The organism is Streptomyces sp. NPDC059832 (assembly GCF_042731715.1).
Classification (GTDB): domain Bacteria; phylum Actinomycetota; class Actinomycetes; order Streptomycetales; family Streptomycetaceae; genus Streptomyces.
Genome location: NZ_JBHWIY010000006.1, coordinates 141,695 through 154,710 on the forward strand (window position 1 = coordinate 141,695; position 13,016 = coordinate 154,710).

Consider the following 13,016-nt stretch of genomic DNA (forward strand, 5'->3'; position numbering starts at 1 on the left):
GCTCGCTCCTTATGCCGGGTCCGGGGGCGGCGCCCCCGGACCCGTCCGCCTCACGCGCCTCGGCGTGCGGCAATCGCCTCGTACACCATGCCGACGAGCAGGTCGTCGGCGTCCCGGCGGCCGAACTCGGCGGCGGCGCGGGACATCTCGTACAGCCGGTGCGGATCCGCGAGCACCGGGAGGACGTTGCCCTGCACCCACTCGGGGGTGAGCGCCGCGTCGTCCACCAGCAGTCCGCCGCCGGCGTTGACCACCGGCTGGGCGTTGAGCCGCTGTTCGCCGTTGCCGATGGGCAGCGGGACGTAGGCGGCGGGGAGCCCGACGGCGGAGAGTTCGGCGACGGTCATCGCACCGGCACGGCAGAGCATCATGTCGGCCGCGGCGTACGCGAGATCCATCCGGTCCACGTACGGTACCGGGATGTAGGGCGGCATCCCGGGCATGTTGTCGACGCGCGGCAATTCGTTCTTCGGTCCGACCACGTGCAGGATCTGGATCCCGGAGCGCTGCAGCAGCGGGGCGACCCGCTGGACCACCTCGTTGAGGTGGCGGGCGCCCTGCGAGCCGCCGGAGACCAGCAGCGTCGGCAGGTTGGGGTCGAGGCCGAAGGCGGCACGTGCCTCGGGGCGGACCCGGGCCCGGTCCAGGGTGGCGATGGTGCGGCGCAGCGGGATGCCGATGTAGCGGGCACCGCGCAGCTTGCTGTCGGGGGTGGAGACGGCGACGCCGTGGGCGTACCGCGAACCGATCTTGTTGGCCAGGCCGGGACGGGCGTTGGCCTCATGGACGACGATCGGCACCCCGGCCCGCTTGGCGGCGAGGTAGCCGGGCAGGGCGACGTAGCCGCCGAAGCCGACGACGCAGTCCGCCTTGGTGCGCTCCAGGATCTGCTCGGCGGCCTTGATGGTGCCGCGCAGCCGTCCCGGGACGGTGATCAGTTCCGGGGTGGGTTTGCGCGGCAGCGGCACGGCCGGGATCAGGGCGAGTTCGTACCCCCGCTCGGGTACGAGCCTGGTCTCGAGTCCGCGCTCCGTGCCGAGGGCAGTGATTCCCACGGTCGGGTCCTGCCTGCGCAGGGCGTCCGCGAGGGCAAGCGCGGGCTCGATGTGGCCGGCGGTCCCCCCACCGGCGAGTACGACATGCACCGAAATTCACCGCTCTCCGGACGGACGCTTCTTGACGCGCCGTCTCATCGTCTTCCATCTCACCCCGGGCCTCCGCATGGCCAGGGCCGCCTTCGCTGCGGGATCCTCTCGCGCGAACGCGATCAGCAGCCCGACGGCGAACATGGTCGGCAGCAGGGCCGATCCTCCGTAGGAGAACAGCGGGAGCGGGACACCGGCGATCGGCAGCAGGCCGAGCACCGCACCGATGTTGATCACGGCCTGCACCGTGATCCAGGTGGTCACACCTCCCGCGGCGTACCTCACGAAGGGGTCCTCCGTGCGTCCGGCCACGCGGATACCCGCATAGCCTAGAGCCGCGAAGAGGGCGAGTACCGACAGCGTCCCCGCCAACCCCAGTTCCTCCCCGGTGATGGCGAAGATGAAGTCGGTGTGCGGTTCAGGTAGTTGGCCCCATTTTTCCACACTCGCACCGAGCCCGGAACCGAACCATCCGCCGGACGCCAGAGCATAGATGCCGTGCACCGCCTGCCAGCAGGAGTCCCCCGGTCCGGGCTCGCTGGCGCCGATGCAGGCGAGCCTGGACATCCGGTTCGGGCTGGTCTTGATCAGCACGAAGGCGATCAGCGCGGCGAAGCCGAGCACTCCGCCGAAGAGCCGGGTGGGTGCCCCGGCCAGCCAGAGCAGTCCGAACAGGATCGCGGTGAGAATGATCGCAGTTCCCATGTCGCCGCCGAGCATGATCAGCCCGAGGAGCATGAAGGCCACCGGGACGAGCGGGACGAGCAGGTGCTTCCACTGCGTCAGCAGCCGCTTGTCCTGTTTGCGGGCGAGCAGGTCCGCGCCCCACAGGACCAGGGCGAGCTTGCCGAATTCGCTGGGCTGGAGCTGGAAGGGGCCACCCAGGTAGAGCCAGTTCCGGTTGCCGTTGACCGACATCCCTATCCCCGGCACCTGGACCAGCACCATCAGGAAGACGGTTCCCATGAGCAGCGGGTAGGCGAGCGCCCGGTGGAGTTTGGCGGGCATCCGGGCGGCGAGCGCCATCAGTCCGGCGCCGATGACGGCGGCGAGGAACTGTTTACGGAAGAAGTAGGTGCCCGGCTTGTCCAGTTCCAGGGCCTTGATCATCGAGGCGGAGTAGACCATCACCAGGCCGAGCACGGTGATCAGCAGGCCGGCGCCCAGGATCAGGTAGTACGCGGTCAGAGGGCGGTCCCAGGCCCGGCGCGCCTGCTCGTACATCCCCCGCACACCGCCTCGGGGAGTGCGGGGGGCGCGGGGGCTGCCGGTGGAGCGTCCCTTGGAGCGCGGCACCGAGGGGCGCCGGGAGCCGGTGGCCGACCGGACCCTGAGGGCGGGGCCGAGCGGCGCCGGGACGCCCGCAGCCGCTCCCGCGAGCAGTGGCGGGGTGAGTGCCCGGCTGATCGCCGCGGTGGCCCGTGAGCGGCCCCCACGGGGCCCGGCTGAGCTCTCTTCGGCCGGCATTGTCGCTGTCCCCTCCACTGCTCGTGCCCGGCGCCGCCGCCGAGGGCCGACGGCCGTGACGGTACGGCGCGGGGGCCGGGCCCGTCAGGCGCTCTCGGCGGCGAGTGCGCGGACCGCGTCCGCGAACGCCTCGCCCCGCTTGTTGTAATTGACGAACATGTCCATCGAGGCGCAGGCCGGGGCCATCAGTACGGTGTCTCCCGGCCGGGCGAGCCGTGCCGCCTCGCGGACCGCCTCGGACATCGCCCCAGTGTCGGTCCGGTCGAGGTCGACCACCGGGACCTCGGGGGCGTGTCGCGTGAGGGCTTCGCGGATCAGCTCCCGGTCCCGGCCGATCAGTACGACGCCCCGCAGCCTTCCCTTGGCCCCGGTCACCAGCTCGTCGAAGGTGGCGCCCTTCGCGAGGCCGCCGGCGATCCAGACGATCGGGTCGTAGGCCGCCAAGGAGGCCTCGGCGGCATGGGTGTTGGTGGCCTTGGAGTCGTCGACGTACGCGACCCCGGCGACGTCCGCGATGTGCTCGATGCGGTGCGGGTCGGGGCGGAAGGCCCGCAGTCCGTCGCGTACGGCCGCGGGCTCGACGCCGAAGGCGCGGGCCAGGGCCGCCGCCGCGAGGGCGTTGGCGATGTTGTGCGGGGCGGGCGGGTCGACGTCCTCGACCTCGGCGAGCTCCTGGGCCTGCTTCTGCCGGTTCGCCACGAAGGCGCGGTCGACGAGGATGCCGTCGACGACGCCCAGTTGGGACGGGCCCGGGGTGTTCAGGGTGAAGCCGATGGCCCGGCAGCCCTCCTCGACGTCGGCCTCGCGGACCAGGTCCTCGGTCGCCGGGTCGGCCGCGTTGTAGACGCAGGCGACCCGGTTCCCCTCGTAGATCCGGCCCTTGTCCGCCACGTACGCCGCCATGGAACCGTGCCAGTCGAGGTGGTCCGGGGCCAGGTTGAGGACGGCGGCGGAGTGGGCGCGCAGCGAGGGCGCCCAGTGCAGCTGGTAGCTGGACAGCTCGACGGCGAGTACGTCGTACTCCTCGTCGCCGAGGACGGCGTCCAGGAGGGAGACGCCGATGTTGCCGACGGCCGCGGTGCGCAGCCCGGCCGCCTGAAGGATCGAGGCGAGCATCCGTACGGTCGTGGTCTTGCCGTTGGTGCCGGTGACCGCGAGCCAGGGGGCCGCGCCGGGGCCCCGCAGCCGCCAGGCGAGTTCGACGTCGCCCCAGATGGGGACGCCCGCCTCGGCGGCTGCGGTGAAGAGCGGCTTGTCGGGCTTCCAGCCCGGGGTGGTGACGATGAGCCCGGTGGACTCGGGCAGGGTCGCCCCGTCGCCGAGGCGCACGGTGATGCCCTGCGCCTCCAGCTCCGCGGCCTGCGCACGGGAACGCTCGTCGTCCCCGTCGTTGACCACCGTGACGACGGCCCCGAGGCCGTGCAGCACCTTGGCCGCCGGGATTCCGGAGACCCCGAGTCCCGCGACGGTGACGCGCTTGCCCTGCCAGTCCTGGTTGCTCACTTCTCGGCTGCCCATCCCGCGTAGAAGAGTCCGAGTCCGACGATCACGCACATGCCCTGGATGATCCAGAAGCGGACCACGACAAGGACTTCGGACCACCCCTTGAGTTCGAAGTGGTGCTGGAGCGGCGCCATGCGGAAGACTCGCTTGCCGGTCATCTTGAAGGAACCGACCTGGATGACCACGGACATGGTGATCATCACGAACAGGCCGCCGAGGACCGCCATCAGGAACTCGGTGCGGGAGCAGATCGCCAGACCGGCGAGCGCGCCGCCGAGGGCGAGCGAGCCGGTGTCGCCCATGAAGATCTTGGCGGGCGAGGTGTTCCACCACAGGAAGCCGAAGCAGGCGCCCATCAACGCGGAGGCGACGACCGCGAGGTCGAGCGGATCGCGCACCTCGAAACAGGCGTTGGGGTTGGTCAGGGTGTCCGCGTTGGCGCAGGACTCCTGGAACTGCCACAGCCCGATGAAGGTGTACGCGCCGAAGACCATCACCGAGGCACCGGTGGCCAGGCCGTCCAGACCGTCCGTCAGGTTCACGCCGTTGGACATGGCGAGGATCATGAACAGCGCCCAGACGACGAACAGCACCGGGCCGATCGACCAGCCGAAGTCCGCGACGAACGACAGCTTGTCGGAGGCCGGGGTGTTGCCGCGGGCGTCGGCGAACTGGAGCGAGAGCACCGCGAAGGCGATACCCACGATCAGCTGGCCGGCCATCTTCGCCTTGGCCCGCAGACCCAGCGAACGCTGCTTGACGATCTTGATGTAGTCGTCGAGGAAGCCGACCAGGCCCATGCCCGCCATCAGGAAGAGCACCAGCACGCCGGAGAATCGCATCTCCTCGCCGGTGATCAGCTTCGCCGCGATGTACGCGATGATCGTCGCCAGGATGAAGGCAATACCGCCCATGGTGGGCGTGCCCTTCTTGGACCCGTGGGTACGCGGGCCGTCGTCCCGGATGAACTGCCCGTATCCCTTGCGGGCCAGCAGCTTGATCAGCAGCGGAGTTCCGACCAGGGTCAGAAAGAGCCCGATGGCCCCCGCGAAGAGGATCTGCCTCATCGGCCGGAGACCTCGCCCTCGGACGCGTTCCCCAGCAGTGCCATGGCGACCTGCTCCAGGCCGACCGACCGGGACGCCTTCACCAGCACGACGTCTCCCGGGCGCAGTTCACTGCGCAACAGGTCGACCGCGGCCTGTGCGTCGGACACATGCACCGACTCCTCACCCCACGAACCCTCGTTGTATGCGCCCAGTTGCAGCCAGGAGGCCTCTCTGCCCCCGACCGCGACGAGCTTGCTGACGTTGAGCCGGACGGCGAGCCGTCCGACCGCGTCGTGCTCGGCGAGCGAGGCGTCGCCGAGCTCGGCCATCTGGCCGAGCACCGCCCACGTACGCCGGCCCTTCCCCATGGCGGCCAGCGCGCGCAGCGCGGCTTTCATGGATTCGGGGTTCGCGTTGTAGGCGTCATTGACGAACGTCACGCCGTCCGGACGCTCGGTGACCTCCATGCGCCAGCGGGAGAGGGTGCCCGCCTCGGAGAGCCCTTCGGCGATCTCGTCTGCGGACAGGCCCAACTCATGGGCGACGGCGGCCGCGGCGAGCGCGTTCGACACGTGGTGCTCACCGTACAGGCGCATGGTCACGTCGCTGCACCCGGTGGGTGTGTGGAGCTGGAAAGCGGGGCGTCCGTCGTCGGTGAGACGGACCTTCTCGCCCCGTACGTCCGCTTCCGCGGCTTCACCGAAGAGCAGCACGCGGGCCTTGGTGCGGGAGGACATGGCGCGTACGAGCGGGTCGTCGGCGTTGAGTACGGCGACGCCGTCCTCGGGCAGCGACTCGACCATCTCGCCCTTGGCCTGTGCGATCTGCTCGCGACCGCCGAACTCGCCGATGTGGGCGGTGCCGACGTTGAGGACCAGGCCGACGCGGGGCGGGACGAGACCGGTGAGGTAGCGGATGTCGCCGATGTAGCGTGCACCCATTTCGAGGACGAGGTGGCGGGTGTCCTCGGTGGCGCGCAGCGCGGTGAGCGGCAGGCCGATCTCGTTGTTGAGGTTGCCCGCCGGGTAGACGGTGGGCCCCTTGCGTTCGAGGAGCTGGGCGATGAGGTCCTTGGTGGAGGTCTTGCCCGCGGAGCCGGTGAGCGCGACGACGGTGGTGCCGAGGCGGCCCACGACGGCGCGGGCGAGCGCCCCGAGAGCGGCCACGACGTCGTCGACGACGATCGCCGGAACGCCGACGGGGCGGGCGGCCAGCACGGCTGCCGCGCCCGCCTCGACGGCGCGCTGCGCATAGTCGTGGCCGTCGACCCGCTCGCCGGCGAAGGCGACGAACAGGCTGCCGTGCTTCACCTCCCGGGAGTCGATGACGACCGGCCCGCTGACGGTTACTGCCGGATCGGGTATGTCGTGCGACTGCCCGCCGACGATTTCGGCGATCTCGGCGAGGGAAAGGGTGATCACTTGGTCATCCCTGACTGTTGTTCTCGTGGGTGTGGGCGCGGTGGTCGGCGCTCTCGGCGCGCCGGTGCCCCAGGGACTGCTCGATGGCCGCGCGCAGGACCACGCGGTCGTCGAAGGGGCGTACCACGCCGTGGATGTCCTGGCCCTGCTCGTGGCCCTTGCCGGCGATCAGCACCGTGTCACCGGGCTCGGCGCGGGCGACCGCGGAGGCGATGGCGGCGGCCCGGTCGGCGTCGACCAGGACGTCGCCCCGCTCGTGGACGGGCACCTCGGCGGCGCCCGCGAGCATTGCGGCGAGGATTCCGAGGGGGTCCTCGGAACGGGGGTTGTCGGAGGTCAGTACGGCGGTGTCGGCGAGGCGGGCCGCGGCGGCGCCCATCGGGCCGCGTTTGGTCGTGTCGCGGTCGCCGCCGCAGCCGAGGACGATGTGCAGCCTGCCCTTGGTGACCTTCCGCAGGGCACGCAGCACGGATTCGACGGCGTCGGTCTTGTGCGCGTAGTCGACGACCGCGAGATACGGCTGTCCGGCGTCGACCCGCTCCAGCCGGCCGGGCACGCCCGGGACGGCCGCGACCCCGTCGGCCCCGGTCTGCGGGTCGATGCCCGCGACGGCGAGCGTGACGATCGCGGCGAGGGTGTTGGCGACGTTGAACGGGCCGGGCAGCGGGGCCCTGGCGGCGATCCGCTCGCCCTTGGGGCCGACGACGGTGAACGCGGAGCCGAGCGGCCCGACTTCGACGTCCTCGGCGCGCCAGTCGGCGTCCGGGTGGCCCTCGGCGGAGAAGGTGACGACCGGGACGGACGCCTCGGTGATCAGCCTGCGGCCGTACGCGTCGTCGAAGTTGACGACGCCCTGCCGGCTGCGCCGCGGGGTGAAGAGCTGTGCCTTGGCCTGGAAGTAGTCCTCCATCCCGGAGTGGAACTCCATGTGTTCCGGGCTGAGGTTGTTGAAGACCGCGACGTCGAAGACGCAGCCGTCGACCCGGCCGAGCACCAGGGCGTGGCTGGAGACCTCCATGGTCACCGAGTCGACGCCGCGCTCGCGCATGACGGCGAACAGGGCCTGCAGATCGGTGGCTTCGGGGGTGGTGCGCTCGGACTTGATGCGCTCGTCGCCGATCCGCGTCTCCACGGTGCCGATGAGCCCGGTGGCGCGCCCGGCGCCGCGGAAGCCGCCCTCGATCAGATAGGCGGTGGTGGTCTTGCCGGACGTTCCGGTGATGCCGATCTGGAGGAGGTCGGCGCCGGGCCGTCCGTAGATCTCGGCGGCGAGCTCGCCCATCCGGCCGCGCGGGTCCTCGGTGACCAGCACCGGAAGTCCGGTGGCGGCGGCGCGCTCGGCGCCCGCCGGGTCGGTGAGGATCGCCGCCGCGCCGAGGTCGGCCGCCTGGGCCGCGAAGTCGGCGCCGTGCAGACGGGCGCCCGGCAGGGCCGCGTAGAGGTCGCCGGGGCGTACCGCCCTGGAGTCGTGGGTGATGCCGGTGACCTCGCCGGTTCCCGGCGGCTCGACTCCCAGCCGGGCTGCCAGTTCGCCGAGCGCGGTCGGCCCGATCCGGTCCGGGCGGGGCGCTCCCGGGTAGTTCACAGGGGCGGCCTTCTGGGTGGTTTGGGACTGATCAGCGTGGGGCACGGCGGTGAGCGTACCCGGCGCACCCGGCCTCTCGCGAAGCGAGGGGCCGGGGTTCCGGTGGTTCCCGTTCCGGTTCCCGGGATCGGGCGTGATGGTTGTCACTGGATGGTTTCCCCGAGTTCACTCGCCGGGCTGGAAGGACACCGGCAGCCGGGCTGGCTCGCTGCCGGACGGTGGGGTCTGGAGGGTCTTGAGTGCGAACTCCATGACCTGCTTGTAGATCGGTCCGCAGATCTGGCCGCCGAAATAGCTGCCCTTGGTCGGGTTCTGGATCGCGCAGTAGACGGTGACCTGCGGGTTGTCGGCGGGCGCGAAGCCCGCGAAGGAGGCGGTGTAGCCGTGGTAGCCGCCGCGTACCGGATCGACCCGGTTGGCCGTACCGGTCTTGCCCGCCACCCGGTACCCCGGGATCTTGGCCTTCGATCCGGTGCCCTCCTCGTCGCCGACCACCGACTCCAGCATGGTGGCGAGCGACTTGGCGGTCTTCGCGCTGACCACCCTGGTCCGCTCGGGTGGAGCGGCGGCCTCGAAGTGGCCGTCGGCGCCCTTGGTGCCGCGTACCAGCGTGGGCGCGACGCGGACCCCGTCGTTGGCGATCGTCGAGTAGATGGAGGCGGCCTGCATGGCGTTGAGCGAGAGGCCCTGGCCGAACGGGATCGTGTACTGCTGCGAGGTCGACCAGTCCTTGGGCTTGGCGAGGATGCCGGGGGTCTCGCCCGGGTAGTCGAGACCGGTCGGTGAGCCGATCCCGAACTTGCGCAGGTAGGAGTAGAGGACCTTGTTGGCCTGGGCCTGTGTCTTGCCCAGTTCGCCGGTGGCCAGGATGGTGCCGATGTTGCTGGACTTGGCGAGTACGCCGTTGAGCGTCAGGTACCAGGTGGGGTGGTCGATGTCGTCCTTGAAGAGCCGGTCGCCGCGGTGCAGCCGGTTGGGGACGGTGACATGGGTGCCCGGGGTGGCGGCGCCCTCCTCCAGCACGGCGGCCATGGACATGAGCTTGCTGGTGGAACCGGGCTCGTAGACGTCCTGGAGGGCGGCGTTGCCCAGCGAGGCCGCGTCGGCCTGCGAGAGGTCGTTGGGGTCGAAGCCGGGCGCGTTGGCCATGGCGAGGACCTCGCCGGTCCTGGTGTTCTGGACGACCACGTAGCCGCGGTCGGCCTTGGACTTCTTCACCTGGTCGGTGATGGCCTGCTGGGCGGCCCACTGGATGTCGCGGTCGATGGTCAGCTCGATGTCGGCCCCGGGGACGGCCGGGACCTCCTGGGTGCCCGCGGTGGGCACCCGCCGGCCGCCGGCCTGGGCGTACCTGATCTTGCCGTCCTCGCCCGTGAGCTCCTTGTCCAGCTGAGATTCGAGGCCGCCCGCGCCCTTGCCGTCGGCGTTGACGTATCCCAGTATCCCGGCGGCGAGCCCCCCGTTGGGGTAGACCCGTCTGGTGGTCGTCTCCTGGAAGACCCCGGTCAGCACATTGGCTCCCGCGCCGCCGCTCGCCCTGTCCTTGCCCGCCTTCTCGGCGAAGACGGACTTGAGGTCCTTGATCTGGTTCCAGACCTGCGGGGTCTGGCGGCGGGCCAGGACGACGTAGCGGCCCTTCCCGGACAGCTTCCGGGTCAGCTCGGTGGCGTCGGTGCCGAGGATCGGGGCGAGGAGCGCCGCCGCCTGCTGGGGCGCGTCGGGGGCCTTGCTGAACTCGGGCGTGAACATCGAGGGGTCGGCGGTGATGTTGTACGCGTCGACGCTGGTGGCCAGGGCGATCCCGCTGCGGTCGGTGATCTCGCCGCGCTCGGCGGAGATCGTGTAGCTGAGGTAGCGGTTCTCCTTGGCCTTGGCCGCGTACGCGTTGGCATCGACGGCCTGGACCTGGAGCAGCCGGACGACGAACGCCAGCATGACGAGCGTCAGGGCGAGGCTGACCAGACGGAGCCGGGGGCGCGGGTTGCCGAGCCGCAGGGGGCGCGCGGTCCGTCCGCGGGGCGGGTGGGGGCGTCGTGCCGGGGCGGACGGGCGGCGGGCCGCGGGCCGGGGGCGCCCCTGGCCGCCTGCGGCGCTGCGCGGGCGTGCGGGACCGGGGACCCGCCGGCGCGGTGGTTCCTTGGGCGGCACTGCGTCACCTGCCGAGGCTCGTCGAGGGCTGGTCTGCCGGGGTACGCGGCCCGGCGGGCTGGGTCGCGGAGGTGCTGGGCGGCGCGGCGGCGCCCGGAGGGCCGGCCGATACCGGCGGAGCGGGCGAGGCCGGGGCGGTGGTCCGGGGCGGGGCGCCGGTGGCGGGCGTGGTCGCGGGGGGCGCCGGCGGACTGCTCCTCGGCTGCGCCGGTACGGGGCCGGGCTCGGCGGTGGTCTCGGCGGGAACGCCGCGGACCGTGCCGTCCGGGTTCAGGAAGGCGGGGCTGCCGCCGGGCACCATGCCCAGCTCGCGGGCGCGCCGTTCGAGGGCGTCCGGCTTGGAGTAGTTGTCGACGTCGTGCTGGAGGGCCTGCTGCTCGTCGGTGAGCTCCGTGGTCCGTTTCTTGAGCTCGCTCAGCCTGAACGATCCTTCGTTGAGGGCCGAGTTGAGCACCAGGAGCGTGATCAGGCCGCCGCCGAGAAGCACCACGACCAGCAGGACGAAGGGGGTGCGGGCCGCGTTGCCCGGCCCGGACGGCATCAGCCGGGCGAGCCGCGCGGCGCGCCCTTTCAACTGCCCGGCCGGTCTGCTCACCGCGCCGCCCCGCGCCTCACCGGTTTCCGGGTTCCCGGATGCCGGGCGCTCACCGCTCCTCCTCGCGGATCCGCTGGGCGCCGCGCAGCCGGGCGGGGGCGGCGCGCCGGTTCTCGGCGACCTCCTCCTCCGTGGGCAGCTCCGCGCCGCGGGTCAGCAGCTTCAGCCGGGGCTGGTAGCGCTCGGGGACGACCGGCAGTCCGGGCGGCGCCGTGGTGGCGGCGCCCGCCGCGAACACCTGCTTGACCAGCCGGTCCTCCAGCGAGTGGTACGAGAGGACGGCGATACGGCCGCCGACCGCGAGGCTCTGCACGGCAGCCGGAATGGCCCGCTCCAGGACGGTGAGTTCGCCGTTGACCTCGATGCGCAGCGCCTGGAAGGTCCGCTTGGCGGGGTTGCCGCCGGTGCGCTTGGCGGCCTGGGGCAGCGAGTCACGGATCAGCTCGACGAGCCGGGCGCTGTTGCTGAACGGCTCCTTCTCGCGCTCGCGCACGATCGCGGAGACGATCCGCTTGGCCTGCTTCTCCTCGCCGTACGCCCGCAGGATCCGGACCAGTTCGCCAGGCGGATAGGTGTTGAGCACCTCGGCCGCGCCGATGCCGGTCGTCTGGTCCATGCGCATGTCGAGCGGGGCGTCCTGGGCGTACGCGAATCCGCGGTCGGCCTCGTCCAGTTGCATGGAGGAGACGCCGAGGTCGAACAGGACGCCCTGGACCTTCGGGATGCCGAGCCGGTCGAGCACCTCGGGCAGTTCGTCGTAGACGGCGTGCACCAGGGTGGCGCGGTCGCCGTACGGGGCGAGCCGCTCGCCGGAGAGCCGCAGCGCCTCCTTGTCCCGGTCCAGCCCGATCAGCCGTGCGGACGGGAAGGCGGAGAGCAGCGCCTCGCTGTGCCCGCCGAGGCCGAGGGTGCAGTCGACGACCACGGGCGCCTGCGGGCCCGGCGCCTCCAGAGCCGGGGCCAACAGGTCCAGGCACCGCTGGAGCATCACCGGGACGTGTCGGGTCTGGCTCATGCGCCCTCTCAGGCTCAGGTCCCGTGTGGCCGCACGTACGGCCTGGTCCCCACCCGCTCAGAAGGGGAGGTCGGCGGCGCCGGGGAAGGGGCACCGGCCGACCGGCGAGCGGGAGAGGGCCGGGCCCGTACGTACGCCGCACACACAGGGGAAATCTACGGAATGTGCAGGGTGTCGGTAACTTCCCGTCACTTTAGTCCACCCTGCCAGTCGATCGATTCCCGATCAATCAACCCGGTTGCGCGTCGCCCCGCCCTCCGTTCACCCGCCCGGACGAACGATCGTGAGGCTTGTGGGTTACCTCACAACAAGTCTCGTTGACGTTCTTTGTCCCTTCCCACAGCACGACGGGAGCAGGTGCGGGAGCTAACGTCATATCCATGTCGACTTCCGCGCACTCCACCGCCGGGCCTTCCGCGCCCACAGCCGACCGGGCCCGCACCGGAGACACGGTCACCGATCGTCTCGTCGAGGCGAACGTCCGGTACGCCGCCGAATTCGAAGACCCGGGCATGGACGCCAAGCCGGTGCTGCGCGTCGCCGTGGTCGCCTGCATGGACGCCCGGCTCGACCTGCACGACGCGCTCGGCCTGGCGCTCGGCGACTGCCACACCATCCGCAACGCGGGCGGCGTGGTCACCGACGACGTGATCCGTTCACTGACCATCAGCCAGCGGGCCCTCGGCACGCGCAGCGTCATACTCATTCATCACACCAATTGCGGCCTGGAGTCGATCACCGAGGAGTTCCGCCAGGAGCTGGAGGTGGAGGTCGGCCAGCGTCCGGTCTGGGCGGTCGAGGCGTACAAGGACGCCGACCAGGACGTACGCCAGTCGATGCAGCGCGTGCGCACCTCGCCGTTCCTGCTGCACACCGACGACGTCCGCGGCTTCGTCTTCGACGTGACCACCGGCCTGCTGCGGGAGATCCTTCCCGCCGCCTGACCGGCCGGACGCCGCCCTTCCGGAACCGAAAACCCCACCGAAACCGGCATATCGCCCCCACTTGTCCACAGGCGAGTGACACGAAGCGGTAACGGCAACAAGAATGCGCATGTGACATCCCGCCGGACGTTTCCGGATGGGGTG

10 protein-coding genes are annotated in these 13,016 nt (G+C 71.3%); 1 reads left to right on the forward strand and 9 read right to left on the reverse strand.

Features of this window, described 5'->3' with window-relative positions:
- Window positions 1–50 precede the first annotated feature (50 nt).
- From murG to rsmH, 9 genes are all read right to left on the reverse strand, one after another.
- Window positions 51–1,145, reverse strand: coding sequence for an undecaprenyldiphospho-muramoylpentapeptide beta-N-acetylglucosaminyltransferase (gene murG, locus ACFV8T_RS12935; protein ID WP_124718176.1), 1,095 nt, complete (start codon window positions 1,143–1,145; stop codon window positions 51–53).
- Window positions 1,146–1,151: 6 nt separating this feature from the next.
- The gene (ftsW, locus tag ACFV8T_RS12940) at window positions 1,152–2,612 is read right to left on the reverse strand and encodes a putative lipid II flippase FtsW (RefSeq protein ID WP_385326992.1); all 1,461 of its coding nucleotides are present in this window, start codon (window positions 2,610–2,612) and stop codon (window positions 1,152–1,154) included.
- Window positions 2,613–2,696: 84 nt separating this feature from the next.
- Window positions 2,697–4,130, reverse strand: a complete 1,434-nt coding sequence (gene murD / locus ACFV8T_RS12945) for a UDP-N-acetylmuramoyl-L-alanine--D-glutamate ligase (RefSeq protein WP_385326993.1) — start codon at window positions 4,128–4,130, stop codon at window positions 2,697–2,699.
- Window positions 4,112–5,182 carry a phospho-N-acetylmuramoyl-pentapeptide-transferase gene (mraY, locus tag ACFV8T_RS12950; RefSeq protein ID WP_385326995.1) on the reverse strand — a complete coding sequence of 357 codons (1,071 nt, stop codon included), beginning with the start codon at window positions 5,180–5,182 and terminating at the stop codon, window positions 4,112–4,114. Before mraY ends, murD begins: the two co-directional genes overlap by 19 nt.
- Window positions 5,179–6,585 carry a UDP-N-acetylmuramoyl-tripeptide--D-alanyl-D-alanine ligase gene (murF, locus tag ACFV8T_RS12955; RefSeq protein ID WP_385326997.1) on the reverse strand — a complete coding sequence of 469 codons (1,407 nt, stop codon included), beginning with the start codon at window positions 6,583–6,585 and terminating at the stop codon, window positions 5,179–5,181. Before murF ends, mraY begins: the two co-directional genes overlap by 4 nt.
- Before the next feature lie 4 nt (window positions 6,586–6,589).
- The gene (locus tag ACFV8T_RS12960) at window positions 6,590–8,317 is read right to left on the reverse strand and encodes a UDP-N-acetylmuramoyl-L-alanyl-D-glutamate--2,6-diaminopimelate ligase (protein WP_385326999.1); all 1,728 of its coding nucleotides are present in this window, start codon (window positions 8,315–8,317) and stop codon (window positions 6,590–6,592) included.
- A gap of 18 nt (window positions 8,318–8,335) precedes the next feature.
- Window positions 8,336–10,318, reverse strand: coding sequence for a penicillin-binding transpeptidase domain-containing protein (locus ACFV8T_RS12965; protein WP_385327000.1), 1,983 nt, complete (start codon window positions 10,316–10,318; stop codon window positions 8,336–8,338).
- Between the two features lie 4 nt (window positions 10,319–10,322).
- Entirely contained in the window at window positions 10,323–10,913 is a 591-nt protein-coding gene (locus ACFV8T_RS12970) for a septum formation initiator family protein (protein ID WP_385327001.1), read from the reverse strand.
- A 49-nt stretch (window positions 10,914–10,962) separates the two neighbouring features.
- On the reverse strand, window positions 10,963–11,928 hold the full coding sequence (rsmH, locus tag ACFV8T_RS12975) for a 16S rRNA (cytosine(1402)-N(4))-methyltransferase RsmH (protein ID WP_385327003.1): 966 nt from the start codon (window positions 11,926–11,928) through the stop codon (window positions 10,963–10,965).
- Window positions 11,929–12,308: 380 nt separating this feature from the next.
- Between rsmH and ACFV8T_RS12980 the strand changes: the two genes are divergently transcribed.
- Window positions 12,309–12,872: a beta-class carbonic anhydrase gene (locus ACFV8T_RS12980; RefSeq protein ID WP_385327005.1), complete on the forward strand. Its 564-nt coding sequence runs from the start codon at window positions 12,309–12,311 to the stop codon at window positions 12,870–12,872.
- Window positions 12,873–13,016 lie beyond the last annotated feature (144 nt).

Excerpts from the sequence above, each read along its gene's own strand:
- ftsW (WP_385326992.1), bottom strand. The coding sequence starts at position 2,612 with ATGCCGGCCGAAGAGAGCTCAGCCGGGCCCCGTGGGGGCCGCTCACGG.
- murD (WP_385326993.1), bottom strand. The coding sequence starts at position 4,130 with ATGGGCAGCCGAGAAGTGAGCAACCAGGACTGGCAGGGCAAGCGCGTC.
- mraY (WP_385326995.1), bottom strand. The coding sequence starts at position 5,182 with ATGAGGCAGATCCTCTTCGCGGGGGCCATCGGGCTCTTTCTGACCCTG.
- rsmH (WP_385327003.1), bottom strand. The coding sequence starts at position 11,928 with ATGAGCCAGACCCGACACGTCCCGGTGATGCTCCAGCGGTGCCTGGAC.
- ACFV8T_RS12980 (WP_385327005.1), top strand. The coding sequence starts at position 12,309 with ATGTCGACTTCCGCGCACTCCACCGCCGGGCCTTCCGCGCCCACAGCC.